Source organism: Rhizobium sp. AP16 (assembly GCF_000281735.1).
Classification (GTDB): Bacteria; Pseudomonadota; Alphaproteobacteria; order Rhizobiales; family Rhizobiaceae; genus Rhizobium; species Rhizobium rhizogenes.
Window position 1 is genome coordinate 435090 of the sequence record NZ_AJVM01000065.1, and the last position, 21130, is coordinate 456219.

Here is a 21130-nt window from a genome sequence, read left to right on the forward strand (position 1 = left end):
CACCACATCGATTTTACAACTGGAGGAGAGACATGAGCATTAAGAAACTGGCGCTAGGCGCCGTTGCCGCGATCAGCGTGATCGGGGCGCCCGCAATGAGTTTTGCGCAGGACACCGTCAAGGTCGGTGTCGTCATTCCGCTCACCGGCGGATTCCAGTCCAACGGTCGGCAGATCAGCGCCGCGATCAAGACTTACGTCGCGACCAAGGGCGATACCGCCGGCGGCAAGAAGGTCGAGCTGATCGTCAAGGACGACGGGAGTGCCGCCGACAACGCACTCCGTCTCTCGCAGGAACTGGTGACCAACGACAAGGTGTCCATCCTGACCGGCTTCGGCAACACGCCTGCCGCGCTTTCCGTGGCGCAACTGTCCAAGCGCGCGAAGATCCCGCAGGTCATCATGGTGGCCGCGACGTCGTCAATCGTGGATGCCTCGCCCTACATTCTCAGAACATCGTGGACCGTCCCGCAGATGGCCAGCATCATCGGCAAATGGGCTCCGGAAAACGGCGCGAAGAAATTCGTCAGCATCGTCTCGGACTATGGCCCGGGCGCCGATGCGGAAAAGTGGTTCCAGAAGACCATCGAGGCCAATGGCGGCACGGTCGTTTCGAAGCTGAAGGTCCCGCTTGCCAATCCGGACTTTGCGCCCTTCCTGCAACGCGCGGCCGATGAAAAGCCGGAAGCGCTCTTCGTCTTCGTTCCGACCGGCGCGGGTGCCGCCTTCATGAAGCAGTTCGTCGAGCGCGGCCTCGACAAGTCTGGCATCAAGGTCATCGCCATGGCCGACGTCACGGACGACGATCTCCTGAACAATATGGGTGATCCGACCATCGGCGTCATCACCGGCGGCCCCTATTCGGCAAGCCACAATTCGCCTGAGAACAAGGCCTTCGTGGAAGCCTTCAAGAAGGCCAATGACGGCATGCGCCCCAACATGGTCGCAGTCGCCGCCTGGGATGCGCTCGACCTGATCTACAAGACCCTCGACAAGACCAAGGGCGATGCGACGGGCGATACCTTCGTCAATGCAGCGAAGGGAATGCAGTTGCAGAGCCCACGAGGCCCGATCTCAATCGATCCCGCAACCCGCGATATCGTGCAGGATATCTACATGCGCAAGGTCGAGAAGGTCGGTGGAGAATTGTACAACGTCGAGTTCCAGACCTACGACAACGTCAAGGATCCGGCACACTGAGCTAGGGTCGTACAACCTGAGGATCGCGGCGATGTCGCGGTCCTCATGATAAGTTTTCGCTATACCTTTGTTAGGCTGAATGTTCGCACGAGGAACCGGCAGCATGTCGACGATTGCACTCATCGGATTCGGAGAAGCAGCACAAGCCTTTGTCGCCGGCTGGAAGACTGTCGAAGTCAGCCCGATCAAAGCTCCCATCACTACCTTCGATATCAAGATAAAAAGTAGCGATCATCGCCGGGGCCTGCTTGATGCCTGCGCACGGCTGGAGGTCTTGTACAGCGAGAGTCCGCGCGAGGCCACCACCGGCAAAAGAGCAGTCTTCAGTCTGGTGACCGCCGACCGCGCGCTCGAAGCCGCCAAGATGGTGGCCGCCTACCTCGAGAAAGACGCGCTCTATCTCGACTGCAACTCGTGTTCGCCTTCGACAAAGGTGGCCGCCGCAAAAGTCGTCGAAGAGGCCGGCGCCCATTATGTCGACGTGGCTGTGATGGCTCCGGTCTATCCCGCCCGCCATCGCACCCCTCTCCTGCTGGCCGGCAGCGACGCGGCAAAAGCTGAAGCCTTGCTGACACGTCTCGGAATGAATGCCCGCGTCGCCGGCGACACAATCGGACAGGCATCCTCGATCAAGATGCTCCGCTCCGTCATGATCAAGGGGTTCGAGGCGCTCACCGCCGAATGCGTTTTGGCGGCACGCCGGGCGGGCGTGGAGGATGCCGTTCTGGCGTCCTTGCAGGCGTCCGATCCGGGGATCGACTGGGCTGCCCGTTCGTCCTACAACCTCGAACGGATGATGGTGCATGGGACGCGGCGCGCGGCAGAGATGGAAGAAGTGGCGGTGACGCTTCGCGATCTCGGTCTTCCCGACGGAATGGCATCATCCGCCGTCGACTGGCAGCGTCGAATCGGAAATCTTGGCCTCAGCGCCGCCGATCTCTCGCTGACCGAGCGCGTCGACCTGATATTGGAGCACCTCCTGTCTTGAATTCCGCACAGCCGACAGAGCCGGAGCTGCAGCACAATCTTCGCCATCTCAGGGTCTTCCTGATGGTCGTCGATACGGCCTCGGTGACCAAGGCTGCGGAACTATGTCATGTATCCCAGCCGGCCGTGACGCAGGCCCTGTCGAAAATCGAGCGTGGCGTCGGCATGGCGCTCTTCACGCGGACCGCCCAGGGACTGTTCGTGAACAAGCAGGGCGAGGTGCTTGCAAAGCGCGTCCGACGCGCTTTCGGCTATCTCGATCCGGCGCTGTCCGATCTCAGCCCCCGGCTGCGCATCACCGCGACGACGGCGCAGCTTCAGGCGCTGATTGCCGTGCGCGAAATGGAGAATTTCACCCTCGCCGCACGCCGCCTCGGCCTTGCCCAGCCGACCGTGCACCGCGCCGTCACCCAACTCGAGCAAGAGGCAGCCCGTCCCCTGTTTGAGCGGACGTCCTACGGCATCGTCGCAACGCGGACGGCTCAGACGCTCGCGCAGGCAGCAAGACTTGCCTTCGCCGAACTCAGCCAGGCTGAAGCCGATCTTGCCGAAACCGTGTCCGAGGAGGCCGGACGCATCGTCATCGGTGCAATGCCATTGTCGAGATCCTATGTCCTGCCGCAGGCAATCGCCAACTTCCGCACGCTTCGCCCCAAAATACCGATCCAGGTCGTGGAAGGCCCCTATGCCGATCTTCTGGCCGGGCTCAGACGCGGGGAGATCGACTTTCTGATCGGCGCCCTGCGCGATCCCGCGCCAATTGGCGATGTGGAACAGCGCGTGCTTTTCACCGATACGCTGGTCCTGGTCGCCGGCCGCGATCATCCGCTGATCGGGAAGGACAATATCGCCCTTGAAGAGCTTGCCTCCTACCCCTGGGTGGTGGGCTTGAGCGGAACGCCGATCCGGAAGCATTTCGACGCCATGTTCGACAGCCTTGGACGAAGGCCGGCGAGTATCGTCGAATCGGGATCGTTGATCCTCATGCGCGAACTGCTGGATCGCACCGATCATCTCGGCTGCATTTCCTACCTGCAGGCCGAAGCAGAGCTGACACGCGGGCTCATCAAGGCCCTACCCTATAATCTCGACCACACGGCGCGGCCCATCGGCCTGACGCTGCGATCCGGCTGGATGCCAACGGCGGCTCAAGAGCAGTTTCTGGATCTCGTGCGACAAAGGGTCAGCACGCCATTATAGCATTTGCTTATGATGGCGATCCGCATTCTACGAATTGCGCAGAACAATCACAGCGTAGACGCAGGGCCGCTCACTTTCATTCTTGAACACGCAATCTGTCGGCGGACCGAGTTCAAGGCAATCGCCGGCAGACATTCCGTGGCGCGCATCGCCCTCGAGGAATACCAGATCTCCATCGAGGACCCAGATAAGTTGCCGGGCAAAGGCATAGACCGACGCGGGCATCGAGACTTCCGCTCCGGCCGGCAGCTCAATGCGAACAAGATCCAGAGGCAAATCCGACTTTGGGGAAATATGCCGCCGCTCATAGCCGGTTTGCGGGTCGACCCATACGGGTTGATCTCCCTTCCTGAGGAGACGCCCCTGATGCATTTCCGCGCGAGCCATCAAGGTTGACATGCTGAGGCCGAACGCTCCGGAAAGCTTGCCGAGCAAAGTGGCGGTCGGACTGCTGTCGCCGCGTTCGATCTTATGGATCATGGCGCGGGAGACGGCAGACCTTTCGGCGAGCTCCGTCAGCGACCAGCCACGGCTTTCGCGTTCGATCCGGATGCGGGTGCCTATGCGTTTATCAACACTATCAAGCTGAGACATACATGCCACTATAGTGGACAATTTCGCGCGTAGCAATCGAGAGCGGTTATTTCCCTTTTTCGATCGGGCACATTGGGAGACTGATTGGTTTCAGCAAAACTGGAATAGCCGTAGAGTGATCAAGTAGGCCAAAATCTATCTGAAATTCCAGCATATTTCGAAAGTGCTCATCTGCCGGCGACCCGCATCGCTGCGCCTATCGAGGAAAACCAATTTTCATCTTAATAGATATTTGTATCAATATAGTAGACAATTCTAGAAATCCGACGTATCGAAATACATCTCTAGCGACCACAAATATCTAATTTATGAGATTCCCGAAGGAAGAACCGATGCGAATTCGCGATGCGGAAGCCACAGACATCGACGGCATCACCGCAATCTACAATGACGCTGTCGCCAATACCGCCGCGATCTGGAATGAAAAGCAGGTGGACGCCGACAATCGGAGAGAATGGCTCCGAGATCGCCTGAAACTGGGCTATCCGGTGCTGGTCGCTATCGACGACCGGGAGGATGTCGTCGGCTATGCGTCTTTCGGCGATTGGCGCGCCTTCGACGGCTATCGTCATACGGTGGAACACTCGGTCTACGTGAGAAATGATCAGCGCCGAAACGGTGTTGGCAAAGCGCTGATGATTGAATTGATCGGGCGGGCAAAAGCGATCGGAAAGCATGCCATGGTCGCCGGCATCGAGGCTGGAAACACCGGTTCGATTCGGCTGCATGAGAAGCTCGGCTTCCAGCAGGTCGGCCTTCTGCCGGAAGTGGGCACCAAATTCGGGAGATGGCTCGATCTTGCCTTTCTGCAACTGCTACTGGATCGCAGAACGGATCCAGATGCCATGCAAGCCGACTAAGGGCTGTGGCATGTCGAGCTATATCGTATTTGCTACCCTCGCCGTCGCCGGCATCGCGCTTGTCTTGCAGAACATTCTCATGCTGCGGATAACGCAATCCGTTTCCACGGTACTGATCACGCTCGTCATCAATTCGTCGGTAGGACTGACGGTGCTTCTGCTCTTGCTCATTGCCCGCAAGGGCATCGCCGGCATTGCCGAAACCTTTGGCGCGATCCGGCCATGGACCTTCCTGCCTGGCCTCCTCGGCTCCTTCTTCGTTTTCGCTGGAATTTGGGGCTATCAGCGCCTGGGAGCGGCGCCGACCATAGCGGTGCTGGTCGCCAGTCAGTTGCTCGCGGGCTTGGCATTCGATGCTGCACGGTCCGGGCAGATGCCGGTATCCGACAATGTCTGGCAGATCACCGGCGCTGTGCTGCTGGTAATCGGCGCGGTCCTCGTCGCCAGCCGGCACGCTTCCTGACGAAAGGGTGCCGACAGCAATCGCCATCCCTCAAGCCAGATAGCGCTTGAACCAGCCTATCGTTCTATCCCAGGCAAGCTTGGCCGCAGCCTCGTCATAGCGGGGCGTCGAGTCATTGTGGAAGCCGTGATTGACGTCGGGATAGATATGGGCCTCGTAGACTTTGTTCGAAGCCTTCAACGCCGCCTCATAGGCCGGCCATCCATCATTGATCCCTTTGTCCAATCCCGCATAGTGAAGCAGCAGGGGCGCCTTGATGCGCGGCACATCCTCCGCCCTTGGCTGCCGGCCGTAAAAAGGTACGGCCGCTGCCAGCTCGGGATAGGCAACGGCGGCTGCATTCGACACGCCTCCGCCATAGCAGAAGCCGGTAATGCCGACCTTGCCGGTCGTGGCATCATGCTTCATGAGAAGCTCGATCGCGGCGAAGAAGTCGTTCATCAGCTTTTGCGGATCGACCTGCTGCTGCAACTCCCGTCCCTTCTCGTCATTGCCGGGATAGCCGCCGACGGAGGTCAGGCCATCCGGCGCAAGCGCGATGAAGCCCGCTTTGGCGACGCGACGCGCAACATCCTCGATATAAGGGTTCAGCCCCCGGTTCTCATGCACGACAACGACTGCCGGCACCTTCCCCTTGGCCGCAGCCGGCCGGACGAAATAGGCCCGAACGGTTCCGTTCCCCTGCGGCGACGGATAGGTGATATATTCGGGCAGGATGTCAGGGTCGGTAAACTCGACCTGCTGCGCAAGCGCATAATTGGGGCTCATCAGCCCGAGGATCGCCGCGGCCGTCAGACCGCCCACGGCATACTTGCCGGCCCGATCAAGAAACTCGCGTTTCGTAATTTTCCCATGGGCGTAATAGTCGTAGAGTTCCAGCAGTTCCGGATGAAAATCCTTGGCGGTCAGACGTGTCATTGGCGCTCCCCCCCTCGTGTCTACGAAGAGCAGCCTAAACACTTAAGTCAGTTCTTGAATTCACTTTTACGCTATCGCCGGATATGCCCGCGCGGATAACGGTATTTAAACCGCAACTTCCGCCGCTATCGCCGCATGGGGCTCGTAGTCGCTGACCTCGAAATCCTCGATACGGTAATCGTCGATGCTGTCCGGCCGGCGGAGCAATCGCAGGGTCGGAAATGGCCGTGGTTCCCGGCCCAGCTGCTCGCGGATCGCGTCGAGATGGTTGAGGTAGATGTGGACGTCGCCGCCCGCCCAGACCAGTTCACCCACGTCCATGTCCACCTGTTGGGCAACCATGGCCAGCAACACAGCCTGCTGGCAGATATTAAACGGATTTCCCAGAAACAGGTCGCAGGACCGTTGGTAAACCATCAGGCTCAGGCGCGGCCGCTTGGTCTCGCCCGGAGAAGGCAGGTTCGAGACATGGAACTGATAGACCATGTGACACGGAGGAAGCGCCATTCCGGCGAGTTCGCCGACATTCCAGGCATGGAAGATCATCCGGCGGCTGCTTGGATTATGCCTGAGCTGATCAATAACCGTCGCGATCTGATCATGCACTTGGCCGTCGGCATCACGCCACTGCCGCCATTGCTTCCCGTAAACAGGGCCTAGATCGCCCCATGTCTCGGCAAAGGCCTCGTCGGCCAGTATCCGCGCCTCGAAGTCCTCCTGGCTGATAGCCTCTCCCGTCGCCTTGCGATAGGCGGCCAGCGGCCAGTCGGTCCATATCCGCACATTCTGCTTCAGAAGATTGCGAATATTGGTGTCGCCGGTCAGAAACCAGAGCATCTCCTTGACGGCGAGTTTCCAATAGACCCGCTTGGTCGTGAAGACCGGAAGCTGGCCCTTGGAAAGATCGAAGCGCATCATCGCGCCGAGCCCGCTCAGCGTGCCGACACCAGTCCTGTCGATCCGGCGATCACCGTTTTCGAGCAGGTGCGCCATCAGGTCGAGATATTGATATTCCGGGTGGCGAACCATTCTGAGCTCCGACATTTCCGCGAAGGATCCGGGCAACCGTAAAAACAATTGCCCCCGTCGCCGATTCCATTGGCCGCTAATTTAATGGCAAGTCGGTGCAAAACCAACCGCAACCGGGCGCAATCCCGGCAATTCTCGCTCCCGATGGTCAACTATCACGGCAAAGCGATGCCTAGGCGACGCATTTATGACAATTGCCCTTTCCTTCGCCCAAGGAAAACACTATATCAGCCATGCCGGTCTTCGGGCCGGCTATGGCGATAAACGAGCGATGTAATAAACCTATTGGACCCGGGGGCGGTACCCGGCGCCTCCACCAAAAACCGGCCAGACGAGCTTTGCTTCAGACCGGCTTTTGATGGGGGCGAAATAGGATCGACAAGGGCGTAAAGATCGACTTTTTGCTCGGCATTGTACCACCGTTATCGGGCTAAAATTGTAGTTGCAAACGACAACTATGCGGAAGCTCGTCTCGCTGCTTAATCGCAGTGTGACACTTCAAATCAAGTCCTGAAGGTTCGCACCTTAAGGCGGGGTTCGAAGGTACCTGGCAACAGAAACCTTCACCTTCTCCCTATCTTCGATATTATGTATGATCATGCGATGACTCGCGCGGGGGCTTTCCCGTCTGCGCCCGGCGTGGCATAAGCCTTAGAAAAAACATGGCCAACGAAAGACAGGAAAGCATGGGGCAGGATCATATCCGCTACGACATTTTGGCACAGGACGCCCTGCGTGGAGTTATCCGTAAGGTGTTGACCGAGGTCGGCGCCACCGGTCGTCTGCCCGGTGACCATCATTTCTTCATTACCTTTCTGACCGGAGCGCCTGGCGTTCGCATTTCGCAGCACCTGAAGTCGAAATATCCGGAACAGATGACCATCGTCATCCAGCATCAATTCTGGGATCTGAAGATCACCGAAAGCCTGTTCGAGATTGGCCTTTCCTTCTCCGACGTGCCTGAAAAGCTGGTCGTCCCCTTTAATGCGATTCGCGGCTTCTACGATCCATCGGTGAATTTCGAGCTGGAGTTCGACGTGCCGCTCGCCGATGACGAGGAAATGCCGACTGGCGAAATCACCGCTTATCCGGTGGCCGCCGAAGGCAGCGACGAGCCGGTGGTAGAGGCGAAGGAAGGCGAAGAGAAAAAGCCGGGCTCGGTCGTCTCGCTAGACGCATTCCGCAAGAAGCAATAACATCCTTGGGGGAGCGAAAGCTTCCCCTTTCTGCATCGTCCGTGGGGACAGCAATGAGTGCCGAAATCGTCAATCTGCGTCAGTTCCGGAAAAAACAGGCCCGCTCCGAAAAGGAAAAGCAGGCGGAACAAAATCGCATCAGCTTCGGCCGCACCAAGGCGGAGAAGCACCTGACGAAGGCGCTTAACGACAAGGCCACCCAGACGCACGAGGCTGGCCACATCGAGCCGACCAAGACGGACGAGTAGCCTACCGAACCGAGCGAAGTCCTTTCGAAATCAGCAGTTTATTCCAGTACTTTGAATCATTTTCAGAATTCCTCCCCCCTTTCCGAGCTTTTTGATCGATCCACCGATGATCCGCAAACATTCCGCGACGTTGCATGGCCACCGCACGAGCTTTTCCCTTGAAGATGCGTTCTGGAGCGAGCTGAAGGCAATCGCCAAAGCGCGCGGCACCTCGCTTGCCGCGCTGATCTCTGAAATCGACGACGGGCGCGAACCGGAGAGCAATCTCTCCTCCGCGCTTCGGCTCTATGTCCTGAAATGGCTGAAAGAACGCGCTTAGTAAGCCCCCATCCAACGGATGATGTGTCTTATTGGGCGATGCCGGGAAGGCCGTTGAAATTCAGCGGTGCAATCTTCTGCGGTCCCTGTCCGTTGAGAACCGGCAATTGCTGTGCCTGTGCCTTCGCGCGGGCTTCCGCATCGGCCTTCGCCTTGGCCGCAGCTTCCGCTTGCTTCTCGGCAGCAGCCTTTTGCGCCAGTTCCCTTAGGCGCTGCTCTTCAAGGCTCCGCTGCTGCTCGAGTGCCGCGTCGCGCTGGCGCTGGGCTTCGCGCATAGTGGCGGTGTATTTATACAGCGCCACCTCGCGCCGCAGCCGCTGCTTTTCCAATACGCTCGCCTGAAGCCGTTCGACGCGCCGACGCTCACGCTCGAAGGCACGCAGCGACAGGAAGCTGGTGATGTCGGTGACATTCATCGTTCGGCCGGGGCTTGCCAACGGGCCGGCGAAGTCGAGGCGCAGCGCCGGCTCAGCGCCATTCAACACCTCATTGCCGGCGTTGAAATCGATGCCGAGCGACCCGCGCATACGTTCATCCGGCAGGCTGATCTCGGCGCTGCCCGACAGCTTCGCCACATCGTTGCCAGCGCTGAGATTGGTGGCGCGGATGACGCCGGTCGAGATGTTGAAGGGTATGCTCATCGCCGGCAACACCGCCTCGCCGTTGTTCAGCAGCGTCTGTACGATCGGCAACACCTTGTCTGCGGTGATATCGCCCTGGATCTGGTCCGTCGCCGACAACAGCGGTGGGAGTACCGAAAGATTGAGACCGCGGACACGCGTTTCGCCAAGCTTCGCCTCGCCGGAACCGCTGGCATTGGCGGCAAGCTCACCCATACTCTTGCCACTGGTCTCCATGCTCAGATCCAGGCCAAAGCGGCCAGTGGCCAGCGGCGTGCCGTCACGCTGCCAGGCGACGGTCGCGAGATCGCCATTGGTGAGATTGAGCTTCGTCTGCATCAGCCCGGTGCCATCGGAATTGGCAAGCATCAGATTCCCAGCGAGCGCGCCGCCATTCCACGCGCCGGCGATATCGTTCAGCCGCAGCTCTTCGCCCTTATAGGCAGCATTGGCGCTGAAATTGGAAATCGGACCAAATATTCCCGGCCATACCTGTTTGGCCGACAGCTTGATGTTGAGATCGAGCCCGTTAAACGTCGGCAGCCCGAGCTTGGCTTTGGTCAGGTTGCCCGTCGCAGCATCCGTCATCGGCCCGTAGATCGCTTCGCCCAGCCAGCCGAGATCCGCCTTGTCGAGCGCCAGTTCGCCGGTCGCCTTGATGTTCGGAGACTTGCGATCGAAGGTCAACGCGCCAGAGACATTGTTGTCGGCAAGATCGCCTTTCATGTCGGTGAGCGCGATCTTGTCGGCATCTATCACGGCATTCGCCTGGAACTTGACCGGCAGTCCCGTGCCCATCTGTGGCACGCCAATACCATTCATCACGAAATAAGGATCGAGATCGGCACTATCGAGCGATAGTGCAATCTTGCCGCTGAGGAAGGCGCTGGGACGGACATCGACCTTGCCGTTGGCCGTGAACGAGGTCTTGTCGGTCGCGAAGGTCAGCGCCGCATCCGCCGGTTCGGTGCCCTCTGCCGTCACCTTCAGTGTCAGGCGGCCATTGGCGTCGGCTTCGACGGGTAGCGGATCTAGCCCCGCCTGCCCGAACAGGATCGAGGTCACAGAATTTTCAAGCGTTGCCTCCAGCGTCGTCGTGCCCTTGCCGGTCAGCGCCAGCAGGTCGGACATGCGGTAATCGAGATTGACGCGGCTGCCGTTGGACACGCCGGCGAGCGTCACCGTCACACCGTCACCTTCGTTACCGCCGAGGGATAGCGCACCACGCAACGCAGTATTGCCGTACCACGCAGCATTGCGCACCAGCCGATCCATGACCGGATGATGCGGCAGATGTTGGCTCAGCATTTCGAGGAAAGGACCCGGGTCGGTCGCCTTGAACGTGATTTCGCCCGACCCCTTGTAGTCCAGCAGCGAGCCGTCGCCGCGCCCTGTTGCCGTGATCTCGGCCCCGGCAACATCACGCACCGATAGCTTGTCGAGCGTCAACGCTCCGTCGGTGATCGAAAAGGATGTCTCGACATTGTCGGCCTGTACGCCGAACAGGGCGAATTTATCTGCCTTCAGATGCGCCGTAATCCGGTGGTCGAGCAAGGCTTCGCCGGCGTCCTGGCCCGTGAACATGCCTGTCAGCGCCCTCAGCGCATCAAGGTCCAGCGCATCGCCGCTGAGATCGACGGCAAGCTTCGGCGCCTGCTTATCTGGCGCCTGTCGGTCCAGCTTACCCTTGAGCGTCGCCGACCCGATGGCGATTTCAAGGTTGTCGAAGCGCTGTTCTTCATGCCGCAAGCTGACATCGGCTGAGAAGCCGGCCTGCCGCAACTGCCGGATCGATGGATCGACGGAGCCCACCAGCCAGGACGCCAGGCCCGACGGCTGGTTGGAGGCGACAACGAGATTGCCGATGAAATTTGGCTCGCCCTGCAGCATGAGCTTACCGGTGGCCTCGACCTGCGTGCGCCCCGGCAACATGCCGATCGCATGGTCGATCTTCCAGCCGGTTCCAGCAGGCTCCAGATCCAGCTGCACGTCGCGGATGGTCGTGTCGCCGGCAACGATCGCCGGCAGGCGGAATGTCGCCTTGCCAGGCACCTGCGGGATCGGGACCTCGGCGGCAATCGCGATCAGGTTGTTCAGGCGCTGACGCGCGGAGATGGCTGGATTGCGGTTGGTCTTGCCGTTGGAGCCCTGAGTATTGCCGAGGCGATTGACGTCGATCTGCTGGCCATCGGCGGTCAGCAGGAATTCCGGCTTGGTGCCGGTATCCAGCGTCGCTTCGCCGGTCACCACGTAAGGATCGTCCGCCGCTCCAACCTCAAGGCGATATTCAGGGATGCGGATGCGCTCGTTGGTCAGCTCGAAGCGGCCTTTGACGCGGGGTTGAGCTTGCTCATCCGCGGCTTTACGCGCCTGCTTGTCCTCGATCCCCGCGGTAAAGAGACCGAGATAATCCGGCTTGCGATCAACCAGCTTCAACTCGCCATCGAGATCGACAATGAGAGGATGACGATCCGGATTGAGCCGGGTGCGGACACGCAACACGCCGCTATCGTCCGGCTGGCTGCTGGAAATGGTGAAACTGCCGTGCTCGCCATCGAGCGCCGCATCCCCTTCGATCCGCCAGGGACCGGCGAGCGACTTCGCGGACATCTCCGCATTGAAACCGGTAATGTGCCGGGTGCGGCCGGATTGCTCATCGATAAACTGGATATCGCCGCCATCGACATGCACGCTTTCCAGCACGACCGACTTGGCGGGCATTTCCGGCTGGCTGCCGCGCATCCAGTCGAGCGTGCCGTCCTTCAGCAACCGCAGGCGCACCTTCGGCTCGGAGACGCGCATATCGAAGATCAGTGCTTCGCCGGACAGGAACGGTGCCAACTCGGCATCCATGGAGAACTGAGCGATCTGCACTAGCGGCGTCCCGTCGGCCTCCTGGCCAACGCGGACGTCATGCAATGTCACGGAGGGAAATGGCAAAAGGCGGGCATCGACGGTGCCGTGAACGGTCACTTTCTTACCGATGATACGGCTCGCCTGATCTTCGAAATTCTTGCGAAAATCGGTCCAGTCTATGAAGAGCGGAGCGAGCAGCGCCACGAACAGCACCACTACAAGCAATCCCCCCAGGAAAACCAGGACCCTACCTAACAATGCACACCGTCTCCATTCTGCATTCCTATATACAAGGCATCACATATCCAGCCATATAGGCAAAAAAGCAGCCTCGATCCCTTGCGAATCCGATACCTATCCAAACCGCACCGCGGCTCCCGAGATACGGAACGTCATAGCCTAGCGCCATTCACGCAAGGGGCAAGCCGGGATCATGGAGTATTCCATTTTTCAATGGCCATGAAAGATCTTACCCGGGTTGAAAATCGCGTCTGGATCGAGAGCGTGCTTGACCTGGCGCATCAGATCGACGGCGCCGCCAAGTTCCTGCTCGAGAAACGACATCTTGCCCTGCCCAACACCGTGCTCGCCGGTGCAGGTTCCGTCCATGGCCAGCGCCCGCGCATTCAGCCGCGCAACGAAGGCTTCGACGATAGCGATGCCTTCGGGCGTCTTGTCGTCGAACAGCACCAGCACATGAAAATTACCATCGCCGGCATGCCCGACGATCGGCGCCAGCAATCCGTGTTCCTCGATGTCGGCCTGGGTCGCGGCAACGCATTCGGCAAGCCTTGAGATCGGCACGCAGACATCCGTCGACAATGCCGCCAGTTCCGGTGCAAGCGCACGCGCCGCCCAATAGGCATCGTGGCGCGCCTTCCAGAGCTTGTTGCGCTCCTCGAGATTGCTGGTCCAGAGGAATTCGCCACCACCACACTCCGCCGCGATCTCGGCGAACTGTTCCGATTGCAGCGCGACGGTCTCTTCGGTGCCGTGAAATTCGAGGAACAGCGTCGGCTGCTCGTCATAGGTGAGGCCTGAGTAGGCATTGCAGGCCCGCAGCTGGACGGCATCAAGAAGCTCAATCCGCGCAACCGGAATACCCATCTGGATCGTCATGATGACTGCATCGCAGGCTGCATGGATGGTCGGAAAGGCGCAGGCACCGCCTGCGATCTTCTGAGGAATGCCCTGCAGGCGCAGCGTTACCGAGGTCAGCACGCCGAGCGTCCCCTCGGAGCCGACGAAGAGCCGGGTCAGATCATAACCTGCGGAGGATTTCCTAGCGCGACGGGCGGTGCGGATTTCCTCACCATTGGCGGCGACCACGGTCACGGCCAGCACATTGTCCTTCATCGTGCCGTAGCGCACGGCATTGGTGCCGGAGGCGCGCGTCGCCGTCATACCGCCGATCGAGGCATTGGCGCCGGGATCGATCGGGAAGAACAGGCCGGTGTCGCGCAGATAGGTATTGAGCTGTTCGCGGGTGACGCCGGGCTCGACCGTGCAGTCGAGATCCTCGGCATTCACTTCAAGCACCCGATTCATCCGGCTGAAATCGATGGAAATTCCGCCCTGCGGCGCGTTCACCTGCCCCTCCAGCGAGGAACCGGTGCCGAAGGCGACGATTGGAACCTTATGCTCGGCGCAAGCCTTGACGACCGCCTGCACGTCCTCGCTCGTCTCGGCAAAGAGCACTCCATCGGGAAGCTGCGTGGGAATATAGGTAGTTGTATGCGCGTGCTGGGCGCGAAAACTTTCGCCGGTCTGGAAACGCTCGCCGAAGGTCTGTTTCAGAATGCCGAGAACGGCAGCAATCCCTGCCTCGTTGCGTATCCCCGCCTTCGCGTCAGCCAGAGCCATCGTCCCGAATCTCCCATCAAAAACATATAAGAGCGCGTTAACCTTTTGCGGTTCTATGGGGCATCGGAACGACGCTGTCCAGTCATGAAAATCGCCCGTGGTTTCCACACGGCGCGAGCGCTCTCCAGCCCAAGATCAAGCCACCGCGATTGCGATCGCCGACAAGTGTCAGACGATGCGGAGGATCGGCTATTTTTGCATATTTTTTAAGCAAAACTCGGCCGAATTGTGCATTTGCCGCAAATTTCCCTCCGAGAGAAAGCACGTCTTGAGCGAGCGAGCACATCCTTCAGCCGACTGGCATACCTCTTGCGTGCTGTCCGGCAGTTACAGATAGCCACGTTTGGAAGGACATTCGATGAAGCGCAGACAATTGCTCACGGCACTCGGCATGGCGATGCTGGCGATGGGGTCGCTGTCGAGCCCGCACGCAGCCCGGGCGGACGCCTTGAGTGATATCACCTCGCGAGGCACGATCCGCGTTGCCGTTCCCCAGGACTTCCCGCCTTTCGGCAGCGTCGGGCCGGATATGGCGCCCATGGGCTATGACATCGACATGGCAAATCTGATCGGCGAAAAACTCGGCGTGAAGACCGAGCTGGTGCCGGTCACCAGCGCCAACCGCATTCCCTATCTCCAGACCAACAAAGTCGACCTGGTGATTTCGAGCCTCGGCAAGAATGCCGAGCGCCAGGCCGTCATCGACTTCACCGACGCCTATGCGCCCTTCTTCAACGGCGTCTTCGGCCCCGCTGATGTCGCCGCCACCAAGCCCGAGGATCTTTCCGGCAAGACGATCGGCGTCACGCGCGGCGCCATCGAGGATCTGGCGCTGACGAAGGTCGCCCCGCAGGATGCGACGATCAAGCGCTACGAAGATAATAACGGCACCATCTCGGCCTTCCTGTCGGGTCAGGTCGACCTGGTGGCCACCGGCAACGTCGTTGCCGCCGCGATCCTCGCCAAAAACCCGCCGAAGAAGCCGGAGATGAAGTTCCTTATCACCAACTCCCCCTGCTTCATCGGCCTGAACAAGAGCGAACCCGCGCTGCAGAAAAAGGTCAACGACATCATCGCCGCCGCCAAAGCCGATGGCACGCTCGGCAAGATATCGCAGAAATGGCTGGGCGCCGACCTCCCCGCCGGCTTCTGATTAACGCAAGCCCGGCCGCACCCTCATCCGATGGTGCGGCCGGAGCCGAGCGAGGCACCATTTCATGCGCTATCACTTCGATTTCGGCTGGCTCGCCGAATACTATCCGGTTCTGATCAAGGGCGTCCTCGTCACCATAGAACTGACCCTGGTCGGCGCGGTGGTCGGCATCGCCCTCGGCATTGCCTGCGCCTGGGCGCGGGCTCTGGGTCCACGCTGGCTCAAGCCGATTGTCGCGACCTATGTCGAGCTCATCCGCAACACGCCGTTCCTGATCCAGCTTTTCTTCATCTTCTTCGGACTGCCCGGCATCGGCATTCACATGAGCGAAATCACGGCGGCCAATCTCGCCATGATCGTCAATCTGGGCGCCTATAGCTGCGAAATTATCCGCGCCGGTATCCAGGCGACGCCGCGCGGCCAGTTCGAGGCCGGCGCCAGCCTGGCGATGACTCCGTTCGAGACGTTCCGCCACGTCATTCTGGTTCCCTCGCTCCAGCGCATCTGGCCGGCCCTGTCGTCCCAGGTCGTCATCGTCATGCTCGGCTCCGCCGTCGTCTCGCAGATCGCCGCCGAGGATCTGACATTCGCGGCAAACTTCATCCAGTCCCGCTCTTTCCGCGCCTTCGAAGCCTATTTCGTCTCCACGGCGATCTATCTGCTTCTGGCCATCATCCTGCGACAACTGCTCACAGCCGCAGGTTCGCTCATCTTTCCGCGCAGGGTCCGCCGATGATTCAATTCACCACCTGGGACATTCTGCGCGGCCTGCTGCTCGCCACCCGCTGGACCATTCTGCTCTCGCTCGTTTCCTTCATCGGCGGCGGCACGGTCGGAGCGATCCTCCTCTTCCTGCGCATCGGCAAGAACAAGGTTGCTCGCATCGCCGTCAAATATTTCGTCGAGCTCTTTCAGGGCACGCCGCTACTGATGCAGCTCTTCCTCGCCTTCTTCGGCCTCGGGCTCTTCGGTATCGACGTGCCGGCCTGGCTTGCCGCTGCTGTCGCCCTGATCCTCTGGTCCTCGGCCTTTCTCATCGAGATCTGGCGCGGCTGCGTCGAGGCAGTGGCGAAAGGTCAGTGGGAGGCCTCCGCCAGCCTTGGCATGGGCTATCTCCAGCAGATGCGCTACGTCATCCTGCCGCAGGCGCTCCGCATCGCCGTCCCACCGACGGTCGGCTTCTCGGTACAGGTGGTCAAGGGCACGGCCCTCACCTCGATCATCGGCTTCGTCGAGCTGTCGAAGGCCGGCACGATCATCACCAATGCGACGTTCCAGCCGTTCACCGTCTACGGCTTCGTCGCCCTTATCTATTTTGCCCTGTGCTGGCCGCTGTCCAAGAGCAGCCAGATCCTGGAAAGGAAGCTGAATGTCGCTCATCGAGGTCACTGAAGTCCGCAAAAGCTTTGGCGAAAACGAGGTGCTGAAAGGCATCAATCTCGACGTCGAGCCCGGCGAGGTGATCGCCATCATCGGCAAGAGCGGCTCGGGCAAATCGACGCTCCTGCGCTGCATCAACGGGCTTGAAAACATCAATGACGGCTCGATTTCCGTGGCCGGCGCCCAGCTTCTGCCCGACGAGCTGCATCTGAAGGCGTTGCGGTTGAAGGTCGGGATGATCTTCCAGCAGTTCAACCTCTTTCCGCATTTGAGCGCCGGTCGCAACGTCATGCTCTCGCAGATGGTCGTCAAGAAAACCTCCAAGGCCGATGCCGAAGCTATGGCGCGGCGCATGCTCGACCGCGTCGGTCTTGGGCATAAGTTCGACGCCTTTCCCGACGAACTCTCGGGCGGCCAGCAGCAGCGTGTCGCTATTGCCCGAGCGCTCGCCATGCAGCCGATCGCACTCCTTTGCGACGAAATCACCTCCGCACTCGATCCCGAGCTGGTGGCCGAGGTTCTCGCGGTCGTCCGCGAACTCGCCAGCGAAGGTATGACGCTACTTATGGTCACGCATGAGATGAAGTTCGCCCGTGACGTCTGCTCGCGCGTCGTCTTCATGCATCAGGGCCGCGTCCATGAAATCGGGCCGCCGGGCGACGTCTTCGCCAATCCGAAAACGCCGGAGCTCAAGCAGTTCCTCGGCATGCTCTGAGCATTGCCGCGAGGCTGCTTATGGGTGCCGCGCGGCGCCGACCATCCCGCCCCATGCGCCCGGCGCCATGCCGAACGCCTTCTTGAAATGCCGCGTCAGATGGCTTTGATCGGCAAAGCCCGTGGCGGCCGCGACTTCGGCGATAGGCTCGCCGTCGCCGATCATCGCCTTGGCCCGCTGTAGCCGCCGCATCAGCAGGAAGCGATGCGGGCTGGTGGCAAAGGCGGCGCGGAAATGGCGTGACAGAGCGAAACGATCGAGGCCGGTGACGCGCTCAAGCTCCTCCGAGCGAACGCCGCGCATGGCATGCGCCTCCAGATAGTCCCGCGCCGTTTTGACCTGACCCCAAGCGACAAGTCCCAAGGGCTTCTGCGGCAGGCGCGCATGCAAGGCGAGCCCTGTCGCCATGCGTGAAATAAAATCGTCGACGAAAAGCTCATCCAGCTCGCGATCGAGTTCGCCAAGTGCCCCGAGCAACAGACCGGCGAGACGATCATCCTCGATCACCGGCTCATCGACGAAAGGCAGCCCAATACGTGCTGCTTCCAGGCATTGCATCAGCATCGACGGTTCGAGATAGAGCATGCGGTAGATCAGCCCATCATCGGTCGCCGCACCGCCGTCATGAACCTCGTCCGGATGCAGGATGATCACCCGGCCCGGCAAGCTGTAGCGGCGCTCGCCGCGATAGCTAAAGGTCTGCACGCCGCGGATGGTGACGCCAAGAGCATAAGTATCGTGTCTGTGCAAATCGAAGGCGTCGCCATGAAATTGCGCATGAATGCGCTCGATGCCGGGATAGGCGGGCGCCGATACGATGCGGTTCGCCTCCGGCCCCACGCACAAACGTTCAAGACCCTCAAAGGCCCGACCGGCTATCTCTTCGTGCAATGGCTTATTCCCAGACAGCATGAAAGTGGCTACCGATGTTTGATACCAAAATCGCGATCGTTCTGCGAAACAATCTTCAGTCCTGGCAAAAACTGAACGTGACCGCCTTCCTGTCGACCGGGATTGCCGGGCAGTGTCCGGACATTATCGGCGAGCCCTACAGCGATCGCGCAGGCAATCGCTACAACGCTTTATCGATCCAGCCGATGATCGTGCTATCCGCCGACGAAGAAACGATCGCTACGATCCATCGCCGCTCGCTGGAACGCAGCATCACCTCCTCGATCTTCATCGAGGAAATGTTCTCGACCGGCCATGACGCGGCCAACCGTGCGGTCTTCTCGGAGTTCGCTCCCGAAGACGCCAAGGTTGTCGGCATTGCGCTACGTGCCGACAAGAAGATCGTCGACAAGATCACCAAGGGCGCGGCGATGCACGCGTGAAGACACGCTGATTAAAAGCAAAAAGGCCGGATCTTGCGATCCGGCCTTTTCAATTGAGTGGGCTGCAAAATCAGCCGTTCTGCGTAATCGGCGCGATCTGGATTTCGACGCGGCGGTTCTGGGCGCGGCCGGATTCGTTGGCGTTGCTGGCAACCGGCTGCGTCGGGCCGAAGCCGACGGCCGAAACGCGGCGCTGGTCGATACCCTGGCTGCCGAGATAGGAGGCAACCGAGCCGGCGCGGCGCTCGGACAGATCCTGGTTATGCTGCAGGCTGCCGGTCGAATCCGTATGGCCGTTGACGTCGATCAGCGTGCGGTTGAACTTGCGCAGCACAATCGCGACCGAGTTCAGCGTCGCGAAGAATTCCGGCTTGATCTCGTCCCGGTCGATATCGAAGGTGATGGCCGACGGCATGTTCAGGATGATGCGGTCGCCGACGCGAGTGACGGAGACACCCGTGCCCTGCAACTGCGCGCGCAGTTCGGATTCCTGCTGGTCCATGTAGTTGCCGATACCGGCACCTGCGAGCGCCCCGACACCGGCGCCGATCAGCGCGGCGTTGCGGCGCGAAGCCGGTGAATGGCCGATGAGAAGGCCGGCAACCGCACCGACGCCGGCACCGAGCGCGGCGCCCCCCGCAGTATTGGATACCTTCTGCTCGCCCGTATAGGGGTCGGTCGTCGTGCATGCATTAAGAAAGGCTGCCGAAATGGCAAGAATGGCAATTTTTTTGATCATGGAATCGTCGCTCTCCGGTTCGATGGTCCGAAGCAGATATGGAGCATTGCGGCAATATGATGAAGCGGAATCTTCACGTTGCCGCGATCGATCAGCCGCGCCATCGCCCGGCCTTGTATTTCCCCGACCTAGACCACGGGGGGAGAGCGCGACGAGATCCCAGGATACCCGCCCTGTTTCCCTTGAAACACAGGCTCTGTCCTCAGAAATTCTGGAAAAGCTGCGTCAGCGTATTGTAGCTCGCATTGGCGATGGACAGCGATTGTATCCCCAACTGTTGCTGGGTCTGCAACGCCAGCAGCTTGCTCGATTGCTGCTCCATGTCGGCATCGACAAGCTTGCCGACGCCGCTAGTGAGCGAATCACTGAGGTCGCTGGCGAATTGGCTCTGCAGGTTGACGCGTGTTTCCAGTGAGCCAAAGGCCGAGCCTATGGTGTTCAGTTGATGCAACATGGCGGTGACGGTATTGACCATGTCCGTCAAAGCGCCATTCGTCGTATTCGCATCGAGCGAGATTTCCACCTGCCCGCTAGTGTCGCCATATTTACTGCTGACCAATACATAATTCTGGGCCGCACCGGCTTCCGTCGCAAAGGCGGTGGAAGTGAGCACACCATAACCGCCCGTGCCGCCGGACTGATCGTCGATGAGATATCGCGCGTCCGTCGAGGCGATGGAGCCACTGGTCGAGGTGACACCTTCGTAGTTCAACATCCCGATTGAAATGGTGCCATCGGTGTTGCGGATGACCGAGCCTGGGATCCGATGTGGTTCGGTGGGATCTTCTCCATCCTGAAGCACGATCCAATTGACGCCATTGAAGCTCGCGGACTGGCCGACACTGCGAAGCTGATCCTTGAGCTGGGTGATCTCGTCATTGAGCTTGGTCTTGTCGACGCTGCCCTCATAGGCGCTCACCAGCTTCGAGCGGATCTGGGTGACGACATCGATCGCGCTGGTGACGCCCGTGGAGGCGGTGCTGACCGTGGCGGAGGCAAGGCCCAGCGCATCCTGCACGGCCGACACGGCGCCGATATCGGTGCGCGTCAATGCCGAGATCCGCCAATAGGTGGCATCGTCCTTAGCGGTCTGCACGCGCAGGCCGGACGACATCTGCCGCTGGGCGACATTCAAATCCGATTGGGTGTTTCTGAGAACTTCAAGGGCGATATTGACGGAGGGACTAACCCTGATGAAGGTCGAAAAAATACTCACGACACACGGACTCCGGACGCAACGATACACAACAGGCACAAGGAGACATTGGAACCATGCCGCGAGCGCTCATGCACGCGGGCCGACCATGTCGGCGAACGTGAGTCCGGCAAAAAACAGCGCCTGAACTCGGGTGGTTACAGGCACCTATGATTAACAATCATGTTTAATAAACAGCTAATCGAAACGGTCGAGTTACTATAAATCTTTGGTTGAAGTCGATTTATCTATTACGCCGAAAC

General features: G+C 59.9%; 21 protein-coding genes and 1 other RNA gene. 14 read left to right on the forward strand and 8 right to left on the reverse strand.

The window, feature by feature from the left end; genetic code table 11:
• Positions 1 to 32 precede the first annotated feature (32 nt).
• The 3 genes from PMI03_RS20215 to PMI03_RS20225 all read left to right on the forward strand — a co-directional run bounded on the left by PMI03_RS20215 (position 33) and on the right by PMI03_RS20225 (position 3386).
• Entirely contained in the window at positions 33 to 1199 is a 1167-nt protein-coding gene (locus tag PMI03_RS20215; RefSeq protein ID WP_007697028.1) for an ABC transporter substrate-binding protein, read from the forward strand.
• 103 nt (positions 1200 to 1302) lie between these two features.
• Positions 1303 to 2187 carry an NAD(P)-dependent oxidoreductase gene (locus PMI03_RS20220; RefSeq protein ID WP_007697032.1) on the forward strand — a complete coding sequence of 295 codons (885 nt, stop codon included), beginning with the start codon at positions 1303 to 1305 and terminating at the stop codon, positions 2185 to 2187.
• A complete protein-coding gene (locus PMI03_RS20225; RefSeq protein WP_007697035.1) occupies positions 2184 to 3386 on the forward strand; it encodes a LysR family transcriptional regulator in 1203 nt (400 codons plus the stop codon). The genes PMI03_RS20220 and PMI03_RS20225 overlap by 4 nt, the downstream gene beginning before the upstream one ends.
• A 27-nt stretch (positions 3387 to 3413) precedes the next feature.
• On the opposite strand, the gene PMI03_RS20230 is transcribed toward PMI03_RS20225, so the two are convergent.
• Positions 3414 to 3980 carry an XRE family transcriptional regulator gene (locus PMI03_RS20230; RefSeq protein ID WP_007697038.1) on the reverse strand — a complete coding sequence of 189 codons (567 nt, stop codon included), beginning with the start codon at positions 3978 to 3980 and terminating at the stop codon, positions 3414 to 3416.
• A gap of 332 nt (positions 3981 to 4312) precedes the next feature.
• Between PMI03_RS20230 and PMI03_RS20235 the strand changes: the two genes are divergently transcribed.
• Entirely contained in the window at positions 4313 to 4840 is a 528-nt protein-coding gene (locus tag PMI03_RS20235) for a GNAT family N-acetyltransferase (RefSeq protein ID WP_007697041.1), read from the forward strand.
• Positions 4841 to 4850: 10 nt separating this feature from the next.
• Entirely contained in the window at positions 4851 to 5303 is a 453-nt protein-coding gene (locus tag PMI03_RS20240) for a DMT family transporter (RefSeq protein WP_007697043.1), read from the forward strand.
• A 30-nt stretch (positions 5304 to 5333) separates the two neighbouring features.
• On the opposite strand, the gene yghX is transcribed toward PMI03_RS20240, so the two are convergent.
• Together yghX and PMI03_RS20250 are read right to left on the reverse strand one after the other, a co-directional pair.
• Positions 5334 to 6221: a YghX family hydrolase gene (yghX, locus tag PMI03_RS20245; RefSeq protein ID WP_007697046.1), complete on the reverse strand. Its 888-nt coding sequence runs from the start codon at positions 6219 to 6221 to the stop codon at positions 5334 to 5336.
• Positions 6222 to 6326: 105 nt separating this feature from the next.
• Positions 6327 to 7250, reverse strand: a complete 924-nt coding sequence (locus tag PMI03_RS20250) for a thymidylate synthase (RefSeq protein ID WP_007697049.1) — start codon at positions 7248 to 7250, stop codon at positions 6327 to 6329.
• A 196-nt stretch (positions 7251 to 7446) separates the two neighbouring features.
• Here PMI03_RS20250 and ssrA point away from each other — a divergent pair.
• The 4 genes from ssrA to PMI03_RS20265 all read left to right on the forward strand — a co-directional run bounded on the left by ssrA (position 7447) and on the right by PMI03_RS20265 (position 9013).
• Positions 7447 to 7818, forward strand: a transfer-messenger RNA (tmRNA) gene (gene ssrA, locus PMI03_RS31155).
• A 118-nt stretch (positions 7819 to 7936) separates the two neighbouring features.
• Entirely contained in the window at positions 7937 to 8446 is a 510-nt protein-coding gene (locus tag PMI03_RS20255) for an SspB family protein (protein ID WP_007697052.1), read from the forward strand.
• 53 nt (positions 8447 to 8499) lie between these two features.
• Positions 8500 to 8694, forward strand: a complete 195-nt coding sequence (locus PMI03_RS20260; protein ID WP_007697055.1) for a DUF4169 family protein — start codon at positions 8500 to 8502, stop codon at positions 8692 to 8694.
• A gap of 106 nt (positions 8695 to 8800) precedes the next feature.
• A complete protein-coding gene (locus tag PMI03_RS20265; protein ID WP_007697059.1) occupies positions 8801 to 9013 on the forward strand; it encodes a ribbon-helix-helix domain-containing protein in 213 nt (70 codons plus the stop codon).
• A 28-nt stretch (positions 9014 to 9041) separates the two neighbouring features.
• Here the strand turns inward: PMI03_RS20265 and PMI03_RS20270 are convergent, their stop codons facing one another.
• Together PMI03_RS20270 and PMI03_RS20275 are read right to left on the reverse strand one after the other, a co-directional pair.
• Positions 9042 to 12746, reverse strand: coding sequence for an AsmA family protein (locus PMI03_RS20270; RefSeq protein ID WP_007697064.1), 3705 nt, complete (start codon positions 12744 to 12746; stop codon positions 9042 to 9044).
• Between the two features lie 192 nt (positions 12747 to 12938).
• Positions 12939 to 14351: an FAD-binding oxidoreductase gene (locus PMI03_RS20275; protein ID WP_007697067.1), complete on the reverse strand. Its 1413-nt coding sequence runs from the start codon at positions 14349 to 14351 to the stop codon at positions 12939 to 12941.
• Positions 14352 to 14742: 391 nt separating this feature from the next.
• Here PMI03_RS20275 and PMI03_RS20280 point away from each other — a divergent pair, with 391 nt between their 5' ends.
• The 4 genes from PMI03_RS20280 (at position 14743) to PMI03_RS20295 (ending at position 17599) form a co-directional block, all read left to right on the forward strand.
• A complete protein-coding gene (locus PMI03_RS20280) occupies positions 14743 to 15504 on the forward strand; it encodes a transporter substrate-binding domain-containing protein (RefSeq protein ID WP_085946440.1) in 762 nt (253 codons plus the stop codon).
• A 64-nt stretch (positions 15505 to 15568) separates the two neighbouring features.
• On the forward strand, positions 15569 to 16240 hold the full coding sequence (locus PMI03_RS20285) for an amino acid ABC transporter permease (protein ID WP_007697071.1): 672 nt from the start codon (positions 15569 to 15571) through the stop codon (positions 16238 to 16240).
• Complete coding sequence (locus PMI03_RS20290; protein ID WP_007697074.1) at positions 16237 to 16896, forward strand: amino acid ABC transporter permease; 660 nt, start codon at positions 16237 to 16239, stop codon at positions 16894 to 16896. The genes PMI03_RS20285 and PMI03_RS20290 overlap by 4 nt, the downstream gene beginning before the upstream one ends.
• Positions 16874 to 17599 carry an amino acid ABC transporter ATP-binding protein gene (locus PMI03_RS20295; RefSeq protein WP_007697076.1) on the forward strand — a complete coding sequence of 242 codons (726 nt, stop codon included), beginning with the start codon at positions 16874 to 16876 and terminating at the stop codon, positions 17597 to 17599. Before PMI03_RS20290 ends, PMI03_RS20295 begins: the two co-directional genes overlap by 23 nt.
• Positions 17600 to 17617: 18 nt before the next feature.
• Here PMI03_RS20295 and PMI03_RS20300 read toward each other — a convergent pair whose 3' ends face one another.
• Positions 17618 to 18511 carry an AraC family transcriptional regulator gene (locus PMI03_RS20300; protein ID WP_007697079.1) on the reverse strand — a complete coding sequence of 298 codons (894 nt, stop codon included), beginning with the start codon at positions 18509 to 18511 and terminating at the stop codon, positions 17618 to 17620.
• A gap of 14 nt (positions 18512 to 18525) precedes the next feature.
• On the opposite strand from PMI03_RS20300, the gene PMI03_RS20305 reads away from it, so the two are divergent.
• Positions 18526 to 18933, forward strand: a complete 408-nt coding sequence (locus PMI03_RS20305; RefSeq protein WP_007697081.1) for a DUF2000 family protein — start codon at positions 18526 to 18528, stop codon at positions 18931 to 18933.
• Between the two features lie 70 nt (positions 18934 to 19003).
• Here the strand turns inward: PMI03_RS20305 and PMI03_RS20310 are convergent, their stop codons facing one another.
• Together PMI03_RS20310 and PMI03_RS20315 are read right to left on the reverse strand one after the other, a co-directional pair.
• Complete coding sequence (locus PMI03_RS20310; protein ID WP_007697084.1) at positions 19004 to 19672, reverse strand: OmpA family protein; 669 nt, start codon at positions 19670 to 19672, stop codon at positions 19004 to 19006.
• 202 nt (positions 19673 to 19874) lie between these two features.
• Positions 19875 to 20888, reverse strand: coding sequence for a flagellin (locus tag PMI03_RS20315; protein ID WP_007697087.1), 1014 nt, complete (start codon positions 20886 to 20888; stop codon positions 19875 to 19877).
• Positions 20889 to 21130 lie beyond the last annotated feature (242 nt).

What these genes read in the sequence shown, in the direction of transcription:
- PMI03_RS20215 (WP_007697028.1), top strand. Translation starts at nt 33, where the DNA reads ATGAGCATTAAGAAACTGGCGCTAGGCGCCGTTGCCGCGATCAGCGTG.
- PMI03_RS20220 (WP_007697032.1), top strand. Translation starts at nt 1,303, where the DNA reads ATGTCGACGATTGCACTCATCGGATTCGGAGAAGCAGCACAAGCCTTT.
- PMI03_RS20230 (WP_007697038.1), bottom strand. Translation starts at nt 3,980, where the DNA reads ATGTCTCAGCTTGATAGTGTTGATAAACGCATAGGCACCCGCATCCGG.
- PMI03_RS20235 (WP_007697041.1), top strand. Translation starts at nt 4,313, where the DNA reads ATGCGAATTCGCGATGCGGAAGCCACAGACATCGACGGCATCACCGCA.
- PMI03_RS20240 (WP_007697043.1), top strand. Translation starts at nt 4,851, where the DNA reads ATGTCGAGCTATATCGTATTTGCTACCCTCGCCGTCGCCGGCATCGCG.
- yghX (WP_007697046.1), bottom strand. Translation starts at nt 6,221, where the DNA reads ATGACACGTCTGACCGCCAAGGATTTTCATCCGGAACTGCTGGAACTC.
- PMI03_RS20250 (WP_007697049.1), bottom strand. Translation starts at nt 7,250, where the DNA reads ATGGTTCGCCACCCGGAATATCAATATCTCGACCTGATGGCGCACCTG.
- PMI03_RS20255 (WP_007697052.1), top strand. Translation starts at nt 7,937, where the DNA reads ATGGGGCAGGATCATATCCGCTACGACATTTTGGCACAGGACGCCCTG.
- PMI03_RS20260 (WP_007697055.1), top strand. Translation starts at nt 8,500, where the DNA reads ATGAGTGCCGAAATCGTCAATCTGCGTCAGTTCCGGAAAAAACAGGCC.
- PMI03_RS20265 (WP_007697059.1), top strand. Translation starts at nt 8,801, where the DNA reads ATGATCCGCAAACATTCCGCGACGTTGCATGGCCACCGCACGAGCTTT.
- PMI03_RS20275 (WP_007697067.1), bottom strand. Translation starts at nt 14,351, where the DNA reads ATGGCTCTGGCTGACGCGAAGGCGGGGATACGCAACGAGGCAGGGATT.
- PMI03_RS20280 (WP_085946440.1), top strand. Translation starts at nt 14,743, where the DNA reads ATGGCGATGCTGGCGATGGGGTCGCTGTCGAGCCCGCACGCAGCCCGG.
- PMI03_RS20285 (WP_007697071.1), top strand. Translation starts at nt 15,569, where the DNA reads ATGCGCTATCACTTCGATTTCGGCTGGCTCGCCGAATACTATCCGGTT.
- PMI03_RS20290 (WP_007697074.1), top strand. Translation starts at nt 16,237, where the DNA reads ATGATTCAATTCACCACCTGGGACATTCTGCGCGGCCTGCTGCTCGCC.
- PMI03_RS20295 (WP_007697076.1), top strand. Translation starts at nt 16,874, where the DNA reads ATGTCGCTCATCGAGGTCACTGAAGTCCGCAAAAGCTTTGGCGAAAAC.
- PMI03_RS20300 (WP_007697079.1), bottom strand. Translation starts at nt 18,511, where the DNA reads ATGCTGTCTGGGAATAAGCCATTGCACGAAGAGATAGCCGGTCGGGCC.
- PMI03_RS20305 (WP_007697081.1), top strand. Translation starts at nt 18,526, where the DNA reads ATGTTTGATACCAAAATCGCGATCGTTCTGCGAAACAATCTTCAGTCC.
- PMI03_RS20310 (WP_007697084.1), bottom strand. Translation starts at nt 19,672, where the DNA reads ATGATCAAAAAAATTGCCATTCTTGCCATTTCGGCAGCCTTTCTTAAT.